Here is a 24,106-nt window from a genome sequence, read left to right as displayed (position 1 = left end):
AAACTCAAAAAAAGTTTCCCGCTTTCTATAAGAATCACAAGATATTTTTTCCATAAAACCGAAAAATGTATTACTTCTGTTACACAGCTCCTTGATTTTTTACAAAAACATTTCTTTACCGACACACACCCCCAAAAATCGCAGTATTTCTGAGAAACTTTAAATGTAGAATTATATTAAATTAGGATAGAGATTGGGTGAAAACATGTTTCAATCAACTGAAATTGGGATTGACTTAGGAACAGCTAATATACTTGTTTACAGCAAAAATAAAGGGATTATCCTAAATGAACCATCTGTTGTCGCAGTGGATACAACGACAAAAGCAGTGCTTGCAATCGGAGCTGACGCCAAAAACATGATCGGTAAAACACCGGGAAAAATTGTCGCTGTCAGACCGATGAAAGATGGCGTGATCGCAGACTATGATATGACAACTGATCTGCTAAAGCACATTATGAAAAAAGCCGCAAAAAGCATCGGCATGTCGTTCAGAAAGCCGAACGTAGTCGTTTGCACACCGTCAGGCTCAACAGCGGTAGAGCGCCGTGCCATCAGTGATGCGGTGAAAAATTGCGGCGCGAAAAACGTTCATTTAATCGAAGAGCCAGTAGCAGCCGCCATCGGAGCGGATTTACCGGTTGACGAGCCGGTTGCCAATGTGGTCGTAGATATCGGCGGAGGGACGACAGAAGTCGCTATCATTTCCTTCGGCGGCGTTGTTTCCTGCCATTCTATTAGAATCGGAGGAGACCAGCTTGATGAGGATATCGTTTCTTTCGTCCGGAAAAAATACAATTTACTGATCGGCGAACGTACGGCTGAGCAGGTAAAAATGGAAATCGGCCATGCTCTGATTGAACATATACCTGAGGCAATGGAAATTCGGGGACGCGACCTCGTGACAGGCCTTCCAAAAACCATTATGCTTCAATCCAACGAAATTCAAGATGCAATGCGCGAATCTCTCCTGCATATTCTTGAAGCCATCAGAGCGACACTTGAGGACTGCCCGCCTGAATTAAGCGGAGATATTGTCGACCGCGGCGTTATTTTAACAGGAGGCGGCGCGCTTCTTAATGGAATTAAAGAATGGCTTACAGAAGAGATTGTCGTGCCTGTACACGTGGCGCAAAACCCGCTTGAATCTGTAGCAATCGGCACAGGCCGTTCTTTAGAAGTGATTGATAAGCTGCAAAAGGCAATTAAATAGTCTGCCCTTGCATAAATCTCACACGCGGCAAATTTCTTGCTTCTTTTTTCCTCACTTCCTTCATATTGTGGGAAATGGAGAAACGTTAAGGAGGAAACCGATGCTAAGAGATTTAGGAAGAAGAGTAGCGATCGCAGCCATTTTAAGCGGAATTATTCTTGGGGGCATGAGCATTTCTTTGGCAAATATGCCCCATTCGCCTGCAGGCGGCACTGTAAAACTGAATCATCCATAGTATTGAAAAACCCAAGACATGTCGTTTTGGGTTTTTCACTTTGGCCTCCTTCTTTCCTTTATAGGATCATATTTGATATGATGAGAAAAAAGCTTGAGGAGGAATGGTTTATGGATTCATTTTCACAGAAGTTAAATACATATGCACAACTGGCAGTAGAAGTCGGTGTAAATGTCCAAAAAGGCCAGCATGTAGTCGTAAATGCTTCAACAGACGTCCGGGATTTTGTCCGCTTAATTGTAAAACACGCATATGAAAAGGGTGCAAAAAACGTCACAGTGAATTGGCAGGATGACGAAGTCGCCAAATTAAAATACGAGCTTGCGCCGTTTGAGGCATTTGAAGAATATCCTGAATGGGAAGCAAAAGGCAGAGAAGAGCTTGCCAAAAATGGAGCTGCTTTCATTTCTGTTGTGTCGTCAAACCCAGACTTGCTAAAGGGTGTAGATTCCAAACGGATTGCGGCATTCCAAAAAGCAGCAGGCAAAGCATTACATACATACAGACAATATATTCAATCAGACAAAGTCAGCTGGACTGTCGTAGGTGCGGCATCAGAGGGCTGGGCTCAGAAGGTGTTTCCTGGAAAATCAAAGGAGGAAGCCATTCACCTTCTGTGGGAAGAAATTTTTAAAGCAACGCGCGTAAACGAAGACAATCCAGTTCAGGCGTGGATCAAGCATGACCAAAATCTTCATGAAAAAGTTGATCATTTGAACGAGAGACATTACGCTGCCTTACATTATCAAGCTGAAGGAACTGATTTAACAATTAAGCTGCCTAGAAAGCATGTTTGGGCAGGTGCAGGAAGCGTGAATGAAAGCGGCCATGAATTTATGGCTAATATGCCGACAGAAGAAGTATTCACGCTGCCTCAAAAAGACGGGGTTGACGGAGTAGTATCAAGCACAAAACCATTAAGCTACGGCGGAAATATTATTGAAAATTTCACTCTCACGTTTAAAAATGGCCGTATAATCGACATTAAAGCTGAAAAAGGTGAAGACATTTTAAAAGAACTGGTGGAAGCAGATGAAGGTTCTCACTATTTAGGTGAAGTGGCACTTGTTCCTTACAATTCGCCTATATCACAATCAAACATTCTTTTCTATAACACGTTGTTTGATGAAAACGCGTCAAATCATTTGGCGATCGGAAGCGCCTATGCCTTTAATATTGAAGGCGGAAAGCAGATGTCTCGTGAAGAGCTTGTCAAAGAAGGCTTAAATGAAAGCATTACACACGTCGACTTTATGATCGGTTCAAAGGATATGAATATTGACGGAATTACGGATGATGGAAAAAGAGAACCTATTTTCCGAAACGGAAATTGGGCTTTTTAAATAAAAAAAAGGAGGCTTTTCGACTCCTTTTTTTATTTTTCTGCTTCATACATTTGCAGATTAGCATAAACGGTTTCTAATACGGGTGCCGCGAGAGATAAACGTTTTGCTTTTTCAAGCAAAAATCCATGCAGGTGGTCACCTTCAGTCGTTTGGCCGTTTTCCATATCCCGAAGCATGGAGGACTTCATATGATAAGACATGCTTGTCATCGTACGAAAGCTCTCTTCCTCAAGATCCGGATCAGCCGGAACGCCTTCTTTTCGTAAAACAGCGCCAATTTCCCCAATAAGAGTTTGGGCCGTGTGACGTCCGCCTTCTGTGTCGAGGATCGGGCCAAGCGGTCGTTGAAATAACGTTGTAATCCCCGCTTGCGCTGCAATAAAGAGATACTTTTTCCAAATGTCCTTCTCGATATGCCCGCTAATGATGACTTCAGCCTTCACGCTTGAAAATGCCTCTTCAAGCGCTTTTATTCGATCCGTACGCTCTCCGTTCCATTCTCCAAATACAAAACGATGCGATGCACTCGTATGATGAATTTCTCCTCTGTTGTCTAAAGCACTTTCTATAAAACACAGGCCGCCCAGCACCTGTTCTTTTGAAAATGCCGCGAACAGCTGCTCATAGTGGCGGTACCCGTTTAAGAAAGGGATAATGATAGATTCCTGATGGATAAACGGCTTGACATCGTTTATCACCTGATCAAGCGAGTATGCTTTAGAAGCAATGATAACGACATCAAATCGCCCTGTTTCTCCGGCAGTGATTAATACGGGCTGAAACGATGCATCCCCTTTTTCACTATGGATGACAAGCCCGGTTTCTTTAAGCTGCTGAGCTCGTTTTTGGCGCACGAGAAATGTCACATCATTTCCTTTCTCTGCAAGCCGTCCGCCAATATACCCACCTACTCCGCCTGCTCCGACGACTAAAAATTTCATGTTGTGGTCCCCTTTCATAATGATGTATCAAAAAAAGCAGAGAAATCTCTGCTTTTTTATTCCGCGTATAGTTCAGCCAATTTTTTCTGCACATCAGTATTTTCAAGGAACTCGTCATAGCTCATTTGCTTATCAACGATGCCATTAGGTGTAATTTCTATAATTCTGTTGGCAATGGTCTGCACAAACTGATGGTCATGCGAAGTAAACAGCATAGCGCCTTTAAAGCTGATTAAGCCGTTATTGAGCGCTGTAATGGATTCTAAGTCTAAATGGTTAGTCGGCTCATCCAAAATTAAAATATTGGCTCCAGAAAGCATCGCTTTTGACAGCATACAGCGGACCTTTTCTCCCCCGGAAAGTACATTTGCTTTTTTGTGGACTTCTTCTCCGGAGAACAGCATGCGTCCTAAGAACCCGCGTAAAAAGCTCTCACTTTGGTCGTGCGGAGAATATTGGCGAAGCCAGTCTACAAGATTCAGATCACTGCCTTCGAAATATTCACTGTTGTCTTTTGGAAAATACGCTTGTGATGTGGTAACACCCCATTTAAACGTTCCGCTGTCAGCTTCCATTTCCCCGGAAATGATTTTAAACAGTGTAGTAACAGCAAGTTCGTTCCGGCCAGTGAAAGCAATTTTATCTTCTCGGTTCATAATGAAGCTGACATTGTCAAGCACCTTTACGCCATCGATTATTTTTGTTAATCCTTCCACCTGAAGAACATCATTTCCGATTTCCCGTTCCGGCGTGAAGTTAACGTAAGGATAGCGACGGGAAGACGGTTTAATATCATCCAGCGTGATTTTTTCGAGAAGTTTCTTCCTTGATGTGGCCTGCTTAGATTTAGACGCATTGGCGCTGAATCTAGCGACAAACTCTTGAAGCTGTTTAATCTGCTCTTCTTTTTTCTTGTTCGCTTCTTGAGAAAGCTTTAACGCCAGCTGGCTTGACTCGTACCAGAAATCATAGTTTCCGACATAGATTTGAATTTTGTTAAAATCAAGGTCGGCAATGTGCGTACACACTTTATTTAAGAAGTGACGGTCATGGGATACGACAATAACTGTATTTTCAAAGTTAATCAGAAACTCTTCAAGCCACTGGATTGCCTGAAGGTCCAAGTGGTTCGTCGGCTCATCGAGCAGCAGAACATCCGGCTTGCCGAATAATGCCTGTGCCAAGAGAACTTTTACCTTCTCCGAACCGCCAAGGTCTTCCATCTTCTTTGTGTGCAGGTCTTCTGAGATACCAAGACCTTTTAAAAGGATCGCCGCTTCACTTTCCGCTTCCCATCCGTTCAGTTCCGCAAATTCACCTTCTAGCTCGGCAGCGCGAATCCCATCCTCATCTGAGAAATCAGGCTTCATGTAAATAGCGTCTTTCTCCTGCATAACTTCATAGAGGCGCTTGTGACCCATGATGACCACTTTCAGCACTTCATACTCTTCGTACTCAAAATGGTTCTGCTTCAAGACGGCAAGACGTTCGCCAGGACTCATATGCACGTCGCCTGTCTGAGGCTCGATTTCGCCTGAAAGCACCTTTAGAAACGTTGATTTACCGGCACCATTTGCACCAATTAACCCATAGCAGTTGCCTGGGGTAAATTTAATATTAACATCTTCAAATAACTTACGATCCGCAAACCGCAAGCTTACATTATTTACAGCAATCATTTATTATCCTCCATCATGTCTATCATCAATAAAAGTATACCATGAATACAGGGCAAGAGAAATGATTCCCTGATAAAACAGAGAGAAAACACTTATACACCCAATCCTGCCAGCTGTGTTACAATTAAAGAGAGAGAATGCATCCGCCTGGAAAATTACACACTCTCATGGAGGAACACGTTGAGGCTTTTAACACTTACTGAATATTGCTTATTGATCTTTTTTACGGGCTTTTACCTTGCCGTAACAGGCTTTACTGCCAAGGATATCGGCTTATACATAGGCATAGCCCTTATTTACATATTTTCGCACATTTTTTCTAAACGACTTTTAGAAAAGCGCGGAAAAGAGAACAAACAGGTTCACCTTTTCTTCAGTGTGCTGGCCATTATCGGTTCAGTGTTCATCACAGTTTTATGCATTGCATTGGTCTCTACTTTTTCAAAATAAAAACGCCTGCTGTCCAAAGGCCAGCAAGGCGTTTTTATTTTGTTTGACGCATTTCGTTAAACGGGAAAAAGACAAACTTCGATGTGCCGACAATTCGATCTTCCGCAATCAGTCCCAATCCGTTTCGGCTGTCCATAGAATTCAGCCGGTTATCTCCCATGACAAAATATTTGCCTTTCGGAACCTTAACCGGCCCAAAATCGCCTGTCAGACTGACACCGAGTTTTTCTGCTTCCTTCTTGTTTTTAGACAAGTAAGGCTCGGCTACTTTTTTGCCGTTTATATAAAGCGTGTCATCCTTCATTTGAACGGTTTCTCCAGGCTTTCCAATCAATCTTTTTACATAATGGATTTTAGAAGTCTCACCGTTGATAATAACGATATCTCCGCGCTTCAGCTCGCCGATATAGTTGACTGTTTTATTCACAAACAGCCTTTCTCCGTCATGTAATGTGGGATACATAGATGAACCTTCAACTAAATACGGTTCAAACAAAAAGTGACGGATCAGGAGAGCCAGCAGAACAGCGATGACAATCGCTTTACCCCATTCCAGGTACGTATTGGTTTTTTTCTTCGCCGTTTTCTCAGTATTCGTATTTTTTTCCTCGGTCAAAGTGTTTCCTCCTAGACGATTGCTATATCAGTTGTTTCTCTTCTTTTACTTTATCATAAAAAAGAATAAATTACATAACTTAACCCGCTCGCTGCCTGTCGGATAAGAAAAAGCGTCCTTTCGAATCAAGGACGCTTTTTTTCTTATTTCTCTGTAACAGGTTTTTTGACAATACCGAGAATAATTGCCATCACGACAGCACCGATTACGATACTTAATAGGTAAAGCATCGGATGGTTTGTAATGAAAGCTACGAATACTCCTCCATGAGGCGCCGGAAGCGTTACACGGAAGAATTCAGTCAATCCGCCGGCAACAGCTGCACCGATTACAGCAGCTGGAATGACGCGAAGCGGATCAGCCGCAGCAAACGGGATCGCTCCCTCTGTTACGAAAGCAGCACCCATGAAGTAGCATGTAATACCAGCTTCACGGTCACGCTGAGTGAATTTGTTTCGGAAAATGGTTGTAGCAAGTGCGATACCAAGCGGAGGAACCATACCGCCGGCCATGATCGCCGCATGAGGCGCATAGTTGCCTGCATCGATCATCGCGATACCGAACGTAAAGGCAGCTTTATTAAGCGGACCGCCCATATCGATCGCCATCATACCGCCCAAGATAATCCCCATCAATACTAGGTTTCCAGTACCAAGGCTTTCAAGCCAGTTTGTTAAGAAATTCATAAATGCTGCTACAGGTGTATTGATGACAAATTGCATTAATACGCCAGTGATAAAAATACCGAACAGCGGATAAATCAGTACAGGTTTTAATCCATCAAGTGACTGAGGGATAAAGGTAAATGCTTTTTTCAGTAAAATCACGACATAACCGGCAAGGAATCCGGCAATTAAACCGCCTAAGAATCCAGCATTCGCTTGAGTCGCCATGAATCCGCCGACCATACCAGGCGCAAAACCAGGACGGTCTGCAATACTCATTGCGATAAATCCAGCAAGAACAGCCACAATTAATCCTAATGCGTTGTCACCGCCGATAAACTTAAGAGCTGCGGCAAACGCGTTGTAAGTAGGATCTTTTGGATCAGCAGAATGAATTCCCCAGAAGAATGAAATCGCAACGAGGATACCGCCGCCGACTACGAACGGAAGCATGTTGCTGACACCGCTCATCAAATGCTTATAAAACGCGTTTCCGATTCCGCTTCCAGACTTGCCTCTCGCTTCATCTTCATCGTTTGAAGCTGAAGAACCGCCGCTGCCTTGATAAATCGGGGCATCTTGGTTCATCGCTTTTTCAATCAGTTCCTGAGGGCGTCTGATACCTGCCGTTACAGGAACTTGAAGTACGCGCTTACCTTTAAAGCGTTCCATTTCAACCTGCTTGTCCGCTGCGACAATGATTGCAGGTGCATCTTCAATTTCTTGGGCAGTCAGCTTGTGCTTAATGCCGCTTGAACCATTTGTTTCGACCTTAATGTCCACGCCAAGCTCTTTCGCTTTCTCTTTAAGGGCATCCGCAGCCATGAATGTATGGGCAATACCTGTCGGGCATGCAGTAACCGCTAAAATCTTTCCTTTTCCGGCAGGCGCTGGTGCCGCTTCTTCTTCCTCTTCCTCTTCGTCATCATCTTTATCGTGCTGATTAATAATGTCGATGATGGCATCTTCTGACTCAGCTTCAAGGAGCTGCTTGCGGATTTCTTCACGCATTAACAGCGTGGAAAGTCTTGACAATGCTTCAAGGTGAGTATTGTTTGCGCCTTCAGTCGCCGCAATCATGAAGACTAAGTGAGCCGGCTGGCCGTCTAATGATTCATAATCGACACCGTCTTTAGAACGTCCGAACGCGATCGCCGGGTTGATAACGCTAGCCGTTTTCGCATGAGGGATAGCGATTCCTTCACCAATACCCGTTGAGCTTTGGCTTTCGCGGTTTAAAATGGCTTCTTTATAGGCTTGTCGGTCATTTAACTTACCAGCCTTATCAAGAACAGTGACCATTTCGTCAATCACATTTTCTTTTTCTTTGCTCTCAATATTAAGCTTTATCGTATGCTTTGTTAAAAGCTCAGTTATTTTCACTTGTGTTTCCTCCTCTATAGACGTGTGACCTTAACTTCAGGAAGAAGCTGCTGGACAAATTCTTCTGTTCCAAGTTCTTCAGAGAACGCGGTAGCACTGCCTGAAGTAACCCCTAAGCGGAATGCTTCTTCAAGCGGCAGCTGTTTGGAAATTCCGGCAAGGAAGCCTGCTACAACGGAATCTCCTGCTCCGACTGAGTTTACCAATTTCCCCTTTGGCACGTTAGCAAAATAAACTGCTTCGTTCGCAAACAAAAGCGCTCCGTCTCCTGCCATTGAAACGATTACATGTTCAGCGCCCTGTTCTACCAGCTTTTTCCCATAAGGAACAGCTTCCTCAACAGAGGTAATAGTCGTGCCGAACATTTCTCCAAGCTCATGATGGTTTGGCTTCATCAAAAACGGTTTCATTTCTGTCGCTTTCAAAAGAGCCTCTCCTGAGATATCCAGAACAACTCGTGCGTTCTGCTGTTTGCAGGCCTCTGCGATTTTTTCATACGTATCGTGAGGAAGTGAAGATGGAATACTTCCTGCAAGAACAACGATGTCTCCCTCTTCTAAAGATTGGAACTGCTCTAAAAAGGCTTTGAAATCTTCATCCGAAATTGTCGGACCCTGCCCGTTAATTTCAGTTTCATCACCCGTTTTCAGCTTTACATTGATACGGGTATCCCCTTTTACTTCAGAAAAAGCTGTTTCCAAATTTTCTTCCCGCAAAAATGTTTTGATATATTCTCCGGTAAATCCGCCGACGAATCCGAGCGCTTTAGACGGTACATGATGTCTTTTCAGCAGTCTCGATACGTTGATGCCTTTGCCCCCTGGATACTTGGTATCATATGCAGAACGATTCAGGCCTCCTACAGTAAAATCTTCAACGTGAACAATATAATCGACAGATGGATTAAGTGTTACAGTGTAAATCATGGTTTCACTACCTTTACGACAGTTTTTTCTTGGTAATTATCGAATGTAAGCTCTTCAGCGTCAGTCGTAATGATTGTTGCGTCGCCTATTCCGGCAAATGCCGAAAATGAAATTTCTCCGAACTTCGAAGGGTCTGCTAAGACGTAAGCGTGTTTTGCCTGTTTGATCGCTTTCTGTTTTAAAAGGGCCTCATCAGGGTCCGGCGTTGTGAATCCAGCCTCTGTATGCACACCGTTTGCCCCCAGAAAGCTCTTGTCGAATCTGTACTGGTCCATGGCAATCAGTGAAGCGCCTCCAATAACCGCGCCCGTTCTGTGCTTGACGTATCCTCCAAGCAGATAAAAAGAAATTTCTTTCCTTATTAATGCTTCGATATGCATCACCCCGTTTGTGACAACGACAATATCTTTGGTTTTATCCATAAAATCAATCATGTGCAAAGTCGTCGTGCCTGCATCAAGGTAAATGCAATCCCCTTCTTCTAAAAGAGAAGCAGCTTTTTCAGCAATCTTCAATTTGTCGTGAAGGTTTTTGGATGATTTTTCAAGCATATCGGGTTCAAGTCTGATATCGGAAAGCTTGGCCGCTCCCCCATGAACACGCTTTAAAAAACCGCGTTCTTCAAGTGTCGATAAATCTCTTCTGATTGTTGATTCAGAAGCATTTGTCAGATTTATGAGCTCTTGAATCTTTACCACATCATGCTTTTCTATTTGATCAATAATCAATTGATGCCGTTCAGGAGTTAGCATGCTTCACCTCCTAATGAAAACGTATTCATTTTGAATACAATTTCATTGTAAACGCTATTTTCAGTTTAGGCAACTAAAATCATTCAAATTCATTCAATAACTATCAAAATCTTTCACGTTTATCCATATTAACGTATGTCTATAGGGTTTGTAAACTGTAAATTCGACAAAAATAAGGACAATTGTACGACATTTTCTTCTTATTTTAATGAAAAAAGTCTTTTATATTCATAGTAGAAATCACTACACATAAAAAAACCTCATGCATGTTGCATGAGGCTACTCATAACGCAGCGCTTCAATCGGATCAAGCTTTGCGGCTTTATTTGCAGGAAGCATGCCGAAAATAACACCAATGAGCATACTGAACAGCACGCCCCCGCATACAACCTCCCAGGATATGAGTGACGGCCAGCCCGCAATGGCTGAAACAAGCGCGGCCCCTCCGTACCCAATACCAATCCCGATCAGGCCGCCAATCAGCGTCAATACGACTGACTCAATTAAAAACTGAGTCAGGATCTGTCCCCTTGTCGCACCGAGTGATTTTCTGATTCCGATTTCCCGTGTCCTTTCTGTGACTGATACAAGCATAATATTCATGACACCGATTCCGCCGACCAATAGAGAGATGCCCGCAATTGAGCCGATAATCGTCGTCATTATTGCCGTTACTTTGCCAATCCCGGCCGCAATCTCTTCCATGTTCATCACTTGATACGAATCCTCTGTGCCATGATTGTCATTTACCAGCTGTGCCGCTTCTTTCCCAACCGATTTTATATCGTCTGCTGATTCAACCTGCAATGATACGTTACTGAAATCACTTGTACCAAAAGAGGATTTCATCATATTAAATGGCACATACATTTGACTTAAATCGAAAGAAAGCAAGCCTGTTTCTTTTTTCAGCACGCCGACAATTTCAACGGGCTGTCCGTTTATCCAGACAACTTCACCTAAAGGGGAGTTTTTATCAAACAGCTCTTCAGCCATCTTTTGAGAGATGATTCCGGCTCTATTCCCCGCGAGAAAGTCATTATCTGTAAAGGTTCTGCCGCTTTCGATTTTTAAAGAATTGACATTCATGTATCCATCATTTATTCCGTTAACCGTAGCATCAGTTTCTTCTTCATGATAACGCGCTGTCATACTTTCAGAAGTCGAGGCAACGATTTGTTTAATGCCTTCTACCGCTTTTAAACCTTTAATATCGTTTTCTGTAAACGTAGATTCAGCTGCAGCGTTCGGATTGCTTGCAAGCTCTTCGTCGCTTGGCATATAGTATAGCTCCACTGTATTTCCCGGTCCGCTGATCGACTGCTTCAGCATTTGCTCACCGCCCTGCCCTACCGCAACGACAACGATGACAGAGCCTACCCCAATGATAATGCCGAGCATTGTTAAGATCGAACGCATTTTATGGGCAAGGACAGAGCTTAGAGCCATTCTGATGTTTTCTAACAGGCTCATTCTCCCACACTCCTTTGGCCGGAGCTGGCAGGAACAATATTGCCGTCACGCACCATAACAATCCGGTTCGTGCAATCTGCAACTTCGGGCTCGTGTGTAACAAGAACGATTGTCGTTCCTTCGGCATTTAAAGCTGTAAACTGATCCATAATCGCTACGCTTGTTTTCGTATCCAGCGCGCCAGTCGGTTCATCTGCTAAAATTAATTTGGGCTCATTCACGATCGCCCTCGCAATCGCCACCCGCTGCTTCTGCCCGCCCGACAGCTCATTGGGCATGTGGAGCATTCGATCGGCTAACCCGACCTTTTCCAATGCTTTCTCAGCCCTTTCTTGACGTTCTTTTTTGCCTATCCCGGAATAAATCATCGGCAGCTCAACATTTTTTTTTGCGTTCAGCCGCGGAAGAAGCTGAAATTGCTGAAATACAAATCCGATTGACCGGTTACGGACTGCCGCCAGTTCTTTATCTTTATATGAAGAAACGTCCTCGCCGTCCAATTTATACGTACCGGAAGTCGGTCGGTCAAGACAGCCGATAATATTCATAATCGTCGATTTCCCTGATCCTGACGGTCCCATAATCGAGACATATTCCCCTTGATGAATGTCCAAATGAATAGAATGGAGAACATCAAACGTTTCCCTGCCGATCTGGTAGCTTTTTCGCACATTAGAAAGCTGAATCATTTAAGATTTCACTTCCATTCCATCAGTCACCTGATCAGATGGATTCAAAATGACTTGATCATCTTGGGAAAGCCCCTCTTTAATTTCTGTCAGATCATCTGTCACTTCGCCGATTTTGACATCAACTCGCTTTGCTTTTCCGTCTTTTGCTGTATACACATAATATTGGTCATCTTCTTTTTTGACTGCCTTTGAAGGAAGCGTATTTGCTTTTCGCTTATCGGTTTCAATATTCATGATAAATTTAAAGCCTGGCTTTCCTTCAGGAAGATTTCCTTTTATTTTCACTTGAAGCGGGTATTGGACCGCCTGTTCTGTACCTTGTGCCGCAGCGCTTTCCTGCTGATCAGGAACAAGTCCGACTGCGGAAACCGTGCCTTTCCATGTTTTATCCTGGATAACATCTGAAGTGAGTGTGACCTTCTGGCCTTTTTTAACTTTCAGTGTATCGTATTCAGACAATTTCCCTGAGACGACGAGGTCTTTGGGGTTGCCAATATGTATGACAGGCTCTTGAATATCTGACTTTTTGGATGCCGCTTCTTGGTTGACAGAAATAACGGTGCCTTCGATTTCACTTTTCACTTCTAAATCTGACACCCGGCTGGCAAGTGACTGCCGCTGAAGCTCGGTTTGTTTTAATTCGATCTCAGCTGTTTTTTTCTGCATTTGAAGCTCTGTCCGTTCAGACTCAATTTGTTTTTCTGCTTCTTTTTTCCCAACCTGTTTCGCCAGATCTTTTTCTTTATTGTCTAACGCTTTTATCTTTTCTTGAGTTTGTTCAATTTGAAGCTGGTTCGATTCAGCGGTCAACTGGTTCTGTTCTTTTTCCAGACTCAGCTGCTCATTTGTATAGGTGACTAAAGTCGTGCCCTTTTTAACTTTGTCGCCTTCCTTCACTTTAATGTCTTCTAATGTCCCCTTATCAGCTTCATAAAAGACATACTGTTCATTTGAAAATTTTAGTGTGCCGGGAACCATAACCTTTGATGAGATTTCTTTTTCTTCAAGGCTTCCCGTCTGTATCTTCTGGCCGGCGCTGCCGCTTGTTGGAGCGGCAGACCGGTATACATTTATTCCAATAAAAAGAGCGACTATAACGGCGATGCCAATACCGATCCAGACTTTTTTCATGAACTTATGCACCCGCCACAGAATTAATTAAACCTGAAAAGAGCGAAAATACAACTAAAATTCCGAATAGAATGATTGCTGAAATCCATCCGGCTTTTTTGGAGATGCCTCCCGTTTTGTGAAGTCCGATTGCTAATAATACAAAGCTCCAGATGCTGAAAATTTCAAAGGTATTTAACACGCTGGCAAGAGCCCCGTCAGATTGGATAATCCCTGCCAGTGACGTCGTGCTGTAAAGAGGATTCACGTCAGTCGTAAAAGCAACGATTCCGTTCACCAATAATCCGAGACTGCTAATTAAAGAGACAAACAAACCGAGAGAAAGCATTTTTTTGTATGTCGTAACACCGCCTGATGCTTTTACACAGAGCCAATAAATAAGAGGGGCAATAAATAATGCTGCGATACCTCCGATAATTGCGCCTGCCATTCCGCCAAATTTGGTTATTGTTGCGACTGCCTCCATTTGTTCAGCTGATAGCCCTTGCGTATCCTGGCTTTTCAAAAGCTCACTATAATCCGTACCGAGTGATTGCAGCACGGCACCGACGATGATAATTGCTGCGACAATCAAAAGCGGTCCCCATACAGCCGGCCTTTCTCTTATTCTTTCAAATTGAACAGATGGACTTGTGATCACTCCGAAAAGTGAAGGCTTTTCAGCCGCCGTTCCGCTGTTTTTTTCTACATTCGTTTCCATTTCAAAACCTCCTTGAGAATATCTATCCAATAGTACGGGAAGGATATTAAAAAGTTTCATATTTTTCTAATAAATTTCCAAAAGCCTTCAATTTATACTGAAGGCTTTTCATATTATTCTATCGCTGTGCTGTATTGCGCTTTCACAAGCCCGGCATACACGCCTTCTTTAGCGAGCAGCTGCTCATGGTTTCCTTCTTCTATTTTCTTGCCGTGATCAAGAACAATGATGCGGTCGGCATCGCGGATCGTAGACAATCTGTGGGCAATCATCACTGCTGTGCGCCCTTTCAGTAGCGTTTTTAGGGCCTGCTGAATTTTCACTTCCGTCTCTGTATCAATACTTGCCGTTGCTTCGTCAAGGATGATAATAGCCGGATCGGCGAGCAATGTTCTTGCAAAGGAAATGAGCTGACGCTGACCAGCAGACAGTACGCTGCCCCTTTCCTCCACCTCTGTTGCATATCCTTCTGCTAAATCGGAAATAAACTCATCCGCTCCGACCGCTTGGGATGCTTTCATCACCTCTTCATCCGAAGCATTCGGCCTTCCAAAACGGATATTTTCCATTATGGTCCCGGAAAAAATAAATGTATCTTGCAGGACAATGCTGATTTGAGAGCGCAGACTGGCAATAGAGAGATCCTTAATCGGTATACCGTCTATTTTAATGGTGCCTCCGGTCGCATCATAAAAACGGCTGATTAAATTGGCAATCGTCGTCTTTCCGCTCCCTGTATGCCCGACAAGCGCAAGCGTCGAGCCCGCAGGAATAGAAAAGGAAACGGCATGAAGGGCTTTTCGTTTTTCATCATACGAAAATTCAACCTCTTCAAAGCTGATCTCCCCATTTATCTTTTCATTATGAATGGCATTCGGCTTCTCCTTGACATTTGGCTGTTCGTCCAGAAACTCAAAAATCCGTTCTGATGATGCCATTCCCATTAACAGCTGATTATAGACCTGGCCCAGTCTCGAAATAGGTTCCCAAAACATCCCTAGGTAGAAAGCGAAAGAAACAAAGACGCCAATCGTAATGGTTTCATTCATAATGAGTGTGGCGCCATACCAAATCAAGACTGCCGTCCCAATCGCATTCGTCATTTCCACCAGTGGACGGAACATGGCATTTTTTTTAGTTGCTTCCCGCCATGATTGGTAGTTCTCCTGATTGACACCGTCAAAATACGCCATGTTTTCTTCTTCCTGCGTAAATGCCTGTGTGACCCGAATGCCTTGAATGCTTTCGTTTAGATGAGAGTTGAGCTTTGATTGCTTGAGCCGTACCGTTTGCCAGGATCGGCGTATTTTTTTTCTGAGACTTGTTGAAATAAAAAACATAATCGGCAATGTCACCATGATGGCTATAGTCAGCTCAGGGCTCAGCGTAAACAAAATAATAATCACGCCGGCCAGGAGAAGCAAGTCGGTCAATAAATTGATGACTCCGCTTGTAAATAGCTCCTGAAGAGAGTTAATATCATTCATGATCCTGACTAAGATCGAACCCGCCGACCGCTGATCAAAAAATCGGTGGGATAAGCGCTGCACATGTGTAAATAAATGCTGCCGCAAATCGAAAATGACATGCTGGCCAAGCTGATTCATCCACCTGATTCTTAACACATTGGCGGCGTAATTAAGGACATATAAACCGCTAATGATTAAAATGAGCTGAATCAGCAGCTCCGGGTTTCTCGCCGTAATCGCTTGATCAAGCACATAAACTCCGATCAGAATGGGGATCACAAGCTTCACAGCAGTGCCAATCAATACGGTGAGAAAAGAAAGCGGCAAAATGGTTTTTCGATATGGTTTGACATAGCTCAGCAGCCGCCACATTTGAGCCCAGTTAAACGGCTTTTCAATGATTTCATCTGAAGAGTAATAGAAACGCTCTAAAATCCCCTGTTTTTTCGCTTGTTTCATTTGGCCCCTCCCTATCCGACCTCATGCGGCTCATTCATCATTTTGACATCACGGTATTGCATATCGTAAATCTTTTTATAGTAGCCTTCTTTTTCAAGAAGCTCGTGATGTGTTCCCCTTTCACGAATGCGTCCTTTATTAAAAACGAGAATTTCATCGGCGTGTTTCAGTGAAGAAATGCGGTGAGCAACGATAAAGGTTGTGCGGTTTTTCATGACTTCTTTTAAGGCAAGCTGTATGCTGTGCTCCGTTTGCATATCTACTGCACTTGTGGCATCATCCAATATTAAAACGCTCGGGTTCAAACAGATGGCTCTCGCAATGGCAATACGCTGTTTCTGTCCGCCGGAAAGCCCCATTCCCCTCTCGCCCAGCATGGTGTCATACCCATCAGGAAGCTCCATGATAAAGTTATGGGCCTGCGCCCTTTTTGCTGCTTCGATGATTTCTTCCATTGAAGCACCCGGCCGCCCATACGAAATATTTGATCGGATCGTGGATGAAAACAGGAAGGATTCTTGAAGTACGACTCCGATATTGGAGCGAAGCGTTTTTAACGAATAATTTGTGATGGGTTTGTGATCAATGGTAATCGTTCCGCTAACAGGGCTGTAAAATCTGGTCAGAAGCTGTGTCACTGAACTTTTTCCCGAACCCGTCGGGCCCAACAGTCCGATTACCTTCCCGCTGTTTGCCTCAAAGCTTACATTGCACAGCGCGTTTGTTTGTTCTTTTCCGTATGCAAGAGAAACATTTTTGAAATGGACATCTCCAGTTAATTTTTGTTTGCATAAAGCAAGAGGATGATCTGTAATGTCTTCTTCTTTTTCCAGAATGTCGAGCAGGCGTTCACCTGACGCTTTCGCTTGAGAGAACATATTAATGACAAAGCCTAAGTTCATAATCGGCCACATCATATAATTGACAAGGCTGAAGAAAGCAACAAGTTCACCGGGATTGAGCTGATTTTGCATAACCAAGTATCCGCCGTATGAGAGGAGAGCTACAATACAAATGTTACCGATGAACTCCATTAAAGGGAAATACGCAGACCAGATGGAGGATGTTTGTAAATATTGTGCTCTGTATTCCGCATTGGCTTTATTGAAAATACTGACTTGGAAATCTTCTCTGGAAAGAGATTTAACCGTATTGATGCCACTGATATTTTCCTGCACTTTTGTATTGAGCTTTGCAAACGATTTGCGGATGCCTCTGAAGGCAGGATGGACTCTTTTATCAAACCGATATACCGCAACAGCGAGAAATGGCAGAACTGCTATTGTCACGAGCGTGAGGGGAACAGAATAGTAAAACATAACCGACAGGCTGATGGCGACCAGCAGGCCGAAGCGAATGAGCTCAGCGAGGCCGTATGATAAGAAAAAACGAAGCCCTTCAACATCAGCTGTCAGCCTGGACATCAAATCTCCTGTTTTCGCGTTATCATAATAAGAAAAAGAAAGCCGCTGCAGTTTTTCATACAGGCTATTTCTCAGCCGATAAACGGATTTGATTCCAAACATATCACCTAAATATTGGTGAAAAAAGGTAGCGGTTCCTTTCAAGGCCATTACCGCAATAAATCCCAAGCTGACCCATGCTGCAAGCTGATACTGCCTTCCCAGTACGATCTCATCAATCGTAATTTGCAGGATAATCGGATAAACGACAGTAACCGCAGTCATTAAAAGCATGGCTAGAAGCGACCACAAAAACACTTTTCGGTACGGCCAATAATACATTTTTAATCTTTTAAATGTCTCCATATCCAGCACCTTTCCAACATTTATCATCTTTACTATATCGATACCCGAAATAAAGTTCTATTATTTTTCAAAAATTCAGTCTAATTATGGAGTGAGTCTCTTACTTTATAGGGAGTAATATATGTAGAATAAACACTTACAGAAAATCATTGTATGCTAGGGATACTTGGGGATATGCCAATGACATACAGAAAAACCGGATGGCTGAAATGCCGTCCGGTTTTCATCCCCCGCTGACCGGCGGTATGATGGCCACCGTGTCACCTGAAGATACAGAGGTATTTTCTTTTACATAGCTTTCGTTAACGGCAATCATAGCCGTATCAAGGGATTCAAGACCATATTGTTCTTTTAGGCTCGCTTTTATTTCATCTATGGTTGCTTGTTCCATATCTATTTCTAGTGCTTGTGTACCGGCCTGTTCAGCAAGCCCTGCAAATAAAAGTATTTTAATCATGCTGCTCTCCCTCGCTTAGGTCTGGTTTTCCATTCGGATAAGCTGTTGTTTCAAGCTGGTCGCCGATCCATTGCTCACCGTCTTCCCAAATTTCTTTTTTCCAAATCGGCACAATCTGTTTAATTCGTTCGATCGCATACTCATTGGCTTCATAAGCAGCTTTGCGATGGGGAGAAGATACAGCGATCACGACCGCTGCTTCACCGATATCCAGCACACCTATACGGTGCGTGATTGCAGCGGAAGCGCCTTCCCATTTTTCTTCGATTTCAGCTCCGATTTGAGCAAGCATTTGCACGGCCATTGGTTCATATGCCTCATATTCAAGCCGAACCGTTCTTTTTCCGTTTGTCCATTCCCGAACCGTGCCAATAAATGTGGTAATTGCCCCTGCTTCCCGTTTCTCCACTTTTTTAATGATGTCTTCAGTAATAATAGGTGTTTTCGTAATCTCAAACCGTTTCATTATGCAGATTCCCCCTTCAGCTGTGAAAGCACAAAATCCACGGCAACCGGATCATCCGCATGAAAAACGGGCAATCCCTGATGCTCTGTCATATGCTCTTTTTTCCTATAGATGATGGCGATTATATTCACTGCCTGCAGCGCTTCCAGATCTTCCTTTTCACGTAGGATGACCACTTTAGGATAAGGGGCTTTTTTAAAGCCTTCAATCAGAAGACAGTCTGTTTCGAGAAATTGATATAACTCGATCAGCCGTGCCAAATCCCAATTGCGGCGGACTGTCAGCTGTAACACACCAGCACCTTCTACCGCTGTCACATCAGCACCTGCCGCCTTGTAACGGTCCGTGTCTTTTCCTTCCGTGAACGTTTGCGGTTCACCGCCGTGACCATGATGCTTCAGGCAGCTCAAATGAACCCCCTGTTCAGAGGCTTTTTCAAGAATACGCTCGATAAACGTTGTTTTCCCGCTGTTTTGAAATCCTACAACTTGGACGATTGGGAAAGGACGGACCAAGGCCACTCACTTCCATTCTCTTCTCTGATGAGCAGCACTTGAACCGTTCTGCCAGATTCGTAGCCTCTCGTCCCGCCTGGCAGGATAATGAAAGCATTGGCTTCTGCTAGTGACGTGACAGAGCTAGACTTATCTAACCCGACGGGTGTCGCCAATAGCTTCCCTTCCTGGTGGTGCACAAGCGCACGAACAAATCGGGTAAACGGGTTCGGCTTCGGAAAATCTTTGGCCAGAACAGCTTCCGCACAAATCGAATGCGGTGTTTCATTAAACAGCCATGTCTGGATCATTGGCTTGACAAACAGTTCAAAACCGACATAGCATGCCGACGGGTTACCTGAGAGGCCAAACAGCAGCATATCGTTTGCATGCGCCACCGTTGTCACGCTGCCCGGGCGCATGGCAACTTTATTAAACAGCACGTCTGCTCCGAGTTTTTCATAGATCGCAGGCAAAAAGTCAAAATCACCGACTGACACACCGCCAGTTGTGATCAGGAAATCCACCTTTTTCATCGCTTCTTTCACTGCAGCAAAGCTTTTATCCAGCTCATCAGAGATTTTCCCTAAATAAAGCGGTGTTGCGCCAGCTTCTATCACTTGTGCATATACCATACTCGCATTGCTGTTGCGGATTTTTCCCGGTTCCAGCGGATCACTGACATTCAGCAATTCGGTACCTGTTGCGATAATCCCGACAACAGGCTTTCTCACCACAGGCACCGAAGCGTATCCGAAAGTTGCCAATAGAGCAGTCACTCCTGGTGTCACCCGGGTGCCCTTTCTTAGTAAGACACTCCCTTTTTGAGCGTCCTCACCTGTTTTTGAAATATTATCTCCCGGCTGAAAGCGGCGCTTTAAAGACATAAATGACTTCCCATTCTCCTCAAAGGTTTGAGTCAGTTCAATCATGACGACTGCATCTGCCCCTTCAGGGATTTGCGCGCCGGTCATAATCCGCACGGCCTGAAACGGACCAAGTTCTTTTTCAGATACTGACCCCGCTCCAATATGGTCAATGACTTCAAACCGAGTTGGGTTTTCACGTGAAGCTTCTGCCGTATCGCACGCTCTGACAGCAAAACCGTCGTATGGCGAACGGTCAAACGCGGGTACGTGGTGATCCGCAGTTATATCTTCGGCTAAAAATCGATGAAGGCTGTCTTCAAGCGCCACCCACTCTGTTTCACCTTGTTTTTGAAAATGGCAGACACGCCGAACTGCTTCGTCTACCGGTATCGGTGTTCTTTTCTCCAGCATTCTGACCCCTCCTGTTGTTACAATCCAATCACTCTTGCCAACACGGAATTGGCTTCTTTCACATCATTTGTTCCATGCACCAGTGCCCGTCCGTCATTGAAAATGACAATTCTGTAATCCTCGTAAAAAATATGCAGCAAAAACGAATTAGCCTCAACCTTGCCGATTTTCTTCAGCCGCTTAACGAGTTCCTGTTTCGGGATTCTTTTTAATGATTCCGACCTTACCTGTACTGTATCACGGCCGCATAGTACAGCGGCTTTCGGCGTGTTCCAATCCTGAAGATAGGGATATACCGCATTTGCTCCGCAAGACGGGCAATCCTCACGGCGTACATGATCAACGTTAATCTTCATATGCGAATTGTTCCAGACATCAAATGTCACAAAACCGCGCTGTATTGCTTCTATTTGGCCTGTTAACAGCTTTAATGCCTCAGCTTGCTGATATGCTGAAACGATATGCACAGCCGGCGGAATAATGCCGGCCGTATCACACGTCGCCCCGCCGACTGGAATTTGCTCAAACAAACAAGACAGGCAAGGGGTTTCTCCGGGAATGACCGTCATGAACATTCCCTGGCTGCTTACACAGGCGCCATAGACCCACGGTGTCTTTGTTTTCTGGGCAAGATCGTTTATCAGCATGCGGGTTTCAAAATTATCTGTCGCGTCGATCACGACATCTGCTTTTTCAATCAGCGGCTCTAGCGTTTCGGCTGTTCCTTCGGTAACATATGCTTCAATATGTATGTCGCTGTTAATTGCTGATAGATGCTCTTTGGCAGCCATGGCTTTCGGCATGCGGAGTTTGGCATCGCTTTCTGTATAAAGCTGCTGCCTTTGAAGATTACTCCACTCCACATAGTCACGGTCAATAATGGTAACAGTACCGATTCCCGCTCTCGAAAGCCCTTCAGCGCTTGCAGTGCCGAGCGCTCCCGCTCCGACAACCAGCACATGGCTGTCTGCCAGCCTTTTCTGGCCCTCTTCCCCAATTTGCTTAAATCTGATCTGCCGTGAATAACGTTCCTCCATCAAACCTGTTCTCCTTATCTTTTATGTCATCTTATCATGTTATTGCTCCGTCAGTCCCGTCTGAAGGAGTTCAACTTTTCGTCCAAACAGCTAAAATCATCGCGTGTATTAATATTGATAAACTCTGCCGGACTTGCTCCGATATCTTCAGCCTGTACGTAACAAACCGACATTCTGCCTAATAAATCTGATATTCTCAGTCTTTTCTCAGAAAGCTGATCGTATAGAACCGGCATGATACGTTTGTGGTAAATCGCAATCAATGGCTGCATTTGTCCGTCTGAAATCGGGACTACCGCGTCCGTATCGGCAGTCATCAGACGTTTGAGCTCCAGCATCGTCCTTCTTTGTATCAGCGGTGTGTCACAGGAAAGAACAGTATAAAGATCACCGTCGGTCTTTTTAAAAGCGGTATATATACCAGCCAATGGCCCCATGCCTTGAAATGGCTCAGCATCTTGATACACTTCATTTTCACCGTTTTCTTGAAATCTATCAATAAATTCGGGACGGCTGATGATAACCGTATGTTCTCCAAGTGCCTCTTTAGCGCATTCGTAAAGCATCCTGCCCTTCCATTTGACAAACGCTTTCGGTTCTCCAAATCGCCGCGAGGCTCCCCCTGCCAGCAGTACGTTTACATGCTTCATGTCATCTCACCTCTAGTTCGTTAAAAGCATAGCAAAAGCAAAGGCTCAACGCTACTGCTTGTCTGTTTATTAAAGAGGAATAGCTGTTCAGTATTTGCATATTGTAGTGTTAACATCATGAGGGAGATGGTTCGAATGAAAAGATCAGGTCCTTTTTTCCACGACGTGTCTCAGGAGAACCTTTATTTAAAATCCGAGCTTTCAAGGTGCCATAAGCTGATTTCTGAACTTGAAGCAAGCTACTTTCACCAGAAAAATAACAAATTGCTCAAAGAAAATAACGATATGAAAGAAAAACTCCAGCAATTGACTGCCGAATTAACACAAATGTCAACAAAAGAAAAACATGCCTCCCACACCAGCCAATCTCTGCACCAAATAAGAGCTGAACTGCTTGATAAAATCGTTGTTTTACAGGAGCTTCTATCTGCTGAAACCTATAAACGCAGAGCCGAAATCGAAGAAAAACATAAGCTTCATATTGCTAAAATCAAAATCGAAGAAGAAAATAAAAATCTTCATAAACGTATCAGCCAACTTCAGGCCTCTATTGAGCAAGAGCAGAATGCACTGCTTCAGGCAAAACAGCAAGCCGAATTGATAAAAGTTGAAAACGGGCGTCTAAAAGAGCAAATGGTAGAAAAAGAATATCAGCTACAACATATTAAAATAGAAGTTGATCATATGAAAGATCGAATCATAGAAACGAAAGAAAGACTGCTAGACATCGAAAAAACGAAAGAAAAATTATTTCACGAAACTATTATATCGTATAAACGGCAGCTTGATGAAAGCGATGCCTGGATTGCTTCTCATTTTGCCGATATTGATGGCAACACGAAACAAAAAGAAAAAACAGAAGAAGCTCCAGCGGTCTACGCGCAGCCAAATCATGTAGAAACCATCCTTGAAGATGTCACAAAACAGATACATGTGCTTCAAAAACAGCTTACCCGCGCCCAATCATCAGACCAGGCCATGAGCCAAACAATCGAAGGGCTGAAAAACAGGGCCGCTGAAGAAAAGCCATATCAAAAGTGGGTGTATAAACTTAATCTTGAAAAAGAAAACAAACCTTCACAGAAAAAAACCAAATAAAAAACTGCTTGAGCAATGCCAAGCAGTTTTTCTGTATATTTATTCATTTGCTGATTCGGCTGATTCTGCAGTTTCGATTTCACCTTCTAAAATGTACTGGCCGCGATACGGCTTTTTCACTTCCGGGTACATTTTAATTAAGCTTTGCATAAACGTTGTCATATTAGGGATTTCAAGACCGCTTTCTTTTTCAATCTCTTTTTGAAGCTCGGAGCTTTTAATCGCCGCGTTATGGCGTTTTAATGTTTTAATGGCAGCTTCACGCAGCTTAGCTGCTTTTGATCCCGGTCTTGCCGTTCCTCTTCTTCTTCGTGTTGTTCCGTCTGGTATACCGGCAGGAAGAGAGGAAATAGATTGAAGCTGAGGCTGCACAGACTGCTGCTGTGATTGCGGCTGATAGCTTCTGATTTCCTGAGCCGCAAGCTCAGCGAGAACAGGCAAAGAGTCAGGCTTTTTTTCAGAACGGAAATCCTTTTTGATTTCGGAAGGGCTTCCATTTCTGTCCAGCTCTCTTAATTTTGCGTATATTTTATCACGTTCAATTTGATATTCACGAATGACTTTCACTTCAGCTTCATTTAATTGTTCTAACCGCAAGCGCAAAGCTTCTCTTTCATTAAACATTCCTCAATGTACCCCCTATCAAAATTAACATCTTTAATTAAGATATTAGATTACAAAAGTAATTTTATCAACTATTATTTTAGCATTTTTATTATTTCCAT

24 protein-coding genes are annotated in these 24,106 nt (G+C 43.7%); 5 read left to right on the top strand and 19 right to left on the bottom strand.

Features of this window, described 5'->3' with window-relative positions; all coding sequences use genetic code 11:
* Positions 1–205 precede the first annotated feature (205 nt).
* From mreBH to C1T29_RS08900, 3 genes are all read left to right on the top strand, one after another.
* Complete coding sequence (gene mreBH, locus C1T29_RS08910; protein WP_003245743.1) at positions 206–1,213, top strand: cell shape-determining protein MreBH; 1,008 nt, start codon at positions 206–208, stop codon at positions 1,211–1,213.
* Between the two features lie 100 nt (positions 1,214–1,313).
* Complete coding sequence (locus C1T29_RS08905) at positions 1,314–1,448, top strand: protein YkpC (protein ID WP_003238865.1); 135 nt, start codon at positions 1,314–1,316, stop codon at positions 1,446–1,448.
* 110 nt (positions 1,449–1,558) lie between these two features.
* Positions 1,559–2,791, top strand: a complete 1,233-nt coding sequence (locus tag C1T29_RS08900) for an aminopeptidase (RefSeq protein ID WP_071580653.1) — start codon at positions 1,559–1,561, stop codon at positions 2,789–2,791.
* A 32-nt stretch (positions 2,792–2,823) separates the two neighbouring features.
* On the opposite strand, the gene C1T29_RS08895 is transcribed toward C1T29_RS08900, so the two are convergent.
* A complete protein-coding gene (locus C1T29_RS08895) occupies positions 2,824–3,735 on the bottom strand; it encodes a ketopantoate reductase family protein (RefSeq protein WP_103748814.1) in 912 nt (303 codons plus the stop codon).
* Between the two features lie 56 nt (positions 3,736–3,791).
* Complete coding sequence (locus C1T29_RS08890; RefSeq protein ID WP_103748815.1) at positions 3,792–5,414, bottom strand: ABC-F family ATP-binding cassette domain-containing protein; 1,623 nt, start codon at positions 5,412–5,414, stop codon at positions 3,792–3,794.
* A 180-nt stretch (positions 5,415–5,594) separates the two neighbouring features.
* On the opposite strand from C1T29_RS08890, the gene C1T29_RS08885 reads away from it, so the two are divergent.
* Positions 5,595–5,864: a hypothetical protein gene (locus tag C1T29_RS08885; RefSeq protein WP_095431400.1), complete on the top strand. Its 270-nt coding sequence runs from the start codon at positions 5,595–5,597 to the stop codon at positions 5,862–5,864.
* Positions 5,865–5,898: 34 nt separating this feature from the next.
* On the opposite strand, the gene sipT is transcribed toward C1T29_RS08885, so the two are convergent.
* The 16 genes from sipT to C1T29_RS08805 all read right to left on the bottom strand — a co-directional run bounded on the left by sipT (position 5,899) and on the right by C1T29_RS08805 (position 22,283).
* Positions 5,899–6,480 (bottom strand): signal peptidase I sipT, encoded by a 582-nt coding sequence (gene sipT / locus C1T29_RS08880; protein WP_003232348.1) that lies wholly within the window; start codon positions 6,478–6,480, stop codon positions 5,899–5,901.
* 143 nt (positions 6,481–6,623) lie between these two features.
* Positions 6,624–8,528 carry a PTS fructose transporter subunit IIABC gene (locus C1T29_RS08875; RefSeq protein ID WP_040083262.1) on the bottom strand — a complete coding sequence of 635 codons (1,905 nt, stop codon included), beginning with the start codon at positions 8,526–8,528 and terminating at the stop codon, positions 6,624–6,626.
* Between the two features lie 14 nt (positions 8,529–8,542).
* Positions 8,543–9,454 (bottom strand): 1-phosphofructokinase, encoded by a 912-nt coding sequence (pfkB, locus tag C1T29_RS08870; protein WP_095431401.1) that lies wholly within the window; start codon positions 9,452–9,454, stop codon positions 8,543–8,545.
* Positions 9,451–10,206: a DeoR/GlpR family DNA-binding transcription regulator gene (locus tag C1T29_RS08865; protein WP_103748816.1), complete on the bottom strand. Its 756-nt coding sequence runs from the start codon at positions 10,204–10,206 to the stop codon at positions 9,451–9,453. The genes pfkB and C1T29_RS08865 overlap by 4 nt, the downstream gene beginning before the upstream one ends.
* Positions 10,207–10,485: 279 nt before the next feature.
* A complete protein-coding gene (skiZ, locus tag C1T29_RS08860; protein WP_103748817.1) occupies positions 10,486–11,679 on the bottom strand; it encodes a sporulation-delaying-protein transporter subunit SkiZ in 1,194 nt (397 codons plus the stop codon).
* Positions 11,676–12,368: an ABC transporter ATP-binding protein YknY gene (gene yknY / locus C1T29_RS08855; RefSeq protein WP_014663814.1), complete on the bottom strand. Its 693-nt coding sequence runs from the start codon at positions 12,366–12,368 to the stop codon at positions 11,676–11,678. The genes skiZ and yknY overlap by 4 nt, the downstream gene beginning before the upstream one ends.
* Positions 12,369–13,502, bottom strand: coding sequence for an efflux RND transporter periplasmic adaptor subunit (locus C1T29_RS08850; protein ID WP_103748818.1), 1,134 nt, complete (start codon positions 13,500–13,502; stop codon positions 12,369–12,371).
* A gap of 4 nt (positions 13,503–13,506) precedes the next feature.
* Positions 13,507–14,202 (bottom strand): YknW family membrane protein, encoded by a 696-nt coding sequence (yknW, locus tag C1T29_RS08845; protein ID WP_040083267.1) that lies wholly within the window; start codon positions 14,200–14,202, stop codon positions 13,507–13,509.
* Between the two features lie 113 nt (positions 14,203–14,315).
* Positions 14,316–16,130 (bottom strand): ABC transporter ATP-binding protein, encoded by a 1,815-nt coding sequence (locus tag C1T29_RS08840; protein ID WP_071580647.1) that lies wholly within the window; start codon positions 16,128–16,130, stop codon positions 14,316–14,318.
* Positions 16,131–16,141: 11 nt separating this feature from the next.
* Complete coding sequence (locus C1T29_RS08835) at positions 16,142–17,899, bottom strand: ABC transporter ATP-binding protein (protein WP_071580646.1); 1,758 nt, start codon at positions 17,897–17,899, stop codon at positions 16,142–16,144.
* Between the two features lie 223 nt (positions 17,900–18,122).
* A complete protein-coding gene (gene moaD / locus C1T29_RS08830) occupies positions 18,123–18,356 on the bottom strand; it encodes a molybdopterin converting factor subunit 1 (RefSeq protein WP_069838838.1) in 234 nt (77 codons plus the stop codon).
* A complete protein-coding gene (locus C1T29_RS08825) occupies positions 18,349–18,822 on the bottom strand; it encodes a molybdenum cofactor biosynthesis protein MoaE (RefSeq protein ID WP_014663808.1) in 474 nt (157 codons plus the stop codon). Before C1T29_RS08825 ends, moaD begins: the two co-directional genes overlap by 8 nt.
* Positions 18,822–19,343, bottom strand: coding sequence for a molybdopterin-guanine dinucleotide biosynthesis protein B (gene mobB / locus C1T29_RS08820; protein WP_069149525.1), 522 nt, complete (start codon positions 19,341–19,343; stop codon positions 18,822–18,824). The genes C1T29_RS08825 and mobB overlap by 1 nt, the downstream gene beginning before the upstream one ends.
* Entirely contained in the window at positions 19,304–20,596 is a 1,293-nt protein-coding gene (glp, locus tag C1T29_RS08815) for a molybdopterin molybdotransferase MoeA (RefSeq protein ID WP_103748819.1), read from the bottom strand. Before glp ends, mobB begins: the two co-directional genes overlap by 40 nt.
* Positions 20,597–20,613: 17 nt before the next feature.
* Positions 20,614–21,633 (bottom strand): molybdopterin-synthase adenylyltransferase MoeB, encoded by a 1,020-nt coding sequence (locus C1T29_RS08810; RefSeq protein WP_103748820.1) that lies wholly within the window; start codon positions 21,631–21,633, stop codon positions 20,614–20,616.
* A 50-nt stretch (positions 21,634–21,683) separates the two neighbouring features.
* Positions 21,684–22,283, bottom strand: coding sequence for a molybdenum cofactor guanylyltransferase (locus C1T29_RS08805; protein WP_103748821.1), 600 nt, complete (start codon positions 22,281–22,283; stop codon positions 21,684–21,686).
* Positions 22,284–22,418: 135 nt separating this feature from the next.
* On the opposite strand from C1T29_RS08805, the gene cse15 reads away from it, so the two are divergent.
* The gene (cse15, locus tag C1T29_RS08800; protein ID WP_103748822.1) at positions 22,419–23,381 is read left to right on the top strand and encodes a spore protein Cse15; all 963 of its coding nucleotides are present in this window, start codon (positions 22,419–22,421) and stop codon (positions 23,379–23,381) included.
* 39 nt (positions 23,382–23,420) lie between these two features.
* Here the strand turns inward: cse15 and rok are convergent, their stop codons facing one another.
* A complete protein-coding gene (gene rok / locus C1T29_RS08795) occupies positions 23,421–24,005 on the bottom strand; it encodes a transcriptional regulator Rok (RefSeq protein ID WP_014663802.1) in 585 nt (194 codons plus the stop codon).
* Between the last annotated feature and the right edge of the window lie 101 nt (positions 24,006–24,106).

The sequence above is a fragment of the Bacillus sp. MBGLi79 genome, from assembly GCF_002953915.1.
Note: the sequence above shows the minus strand (reverse complement) of the source record. Positions and strands in the feature narration are given on the sequence as shown.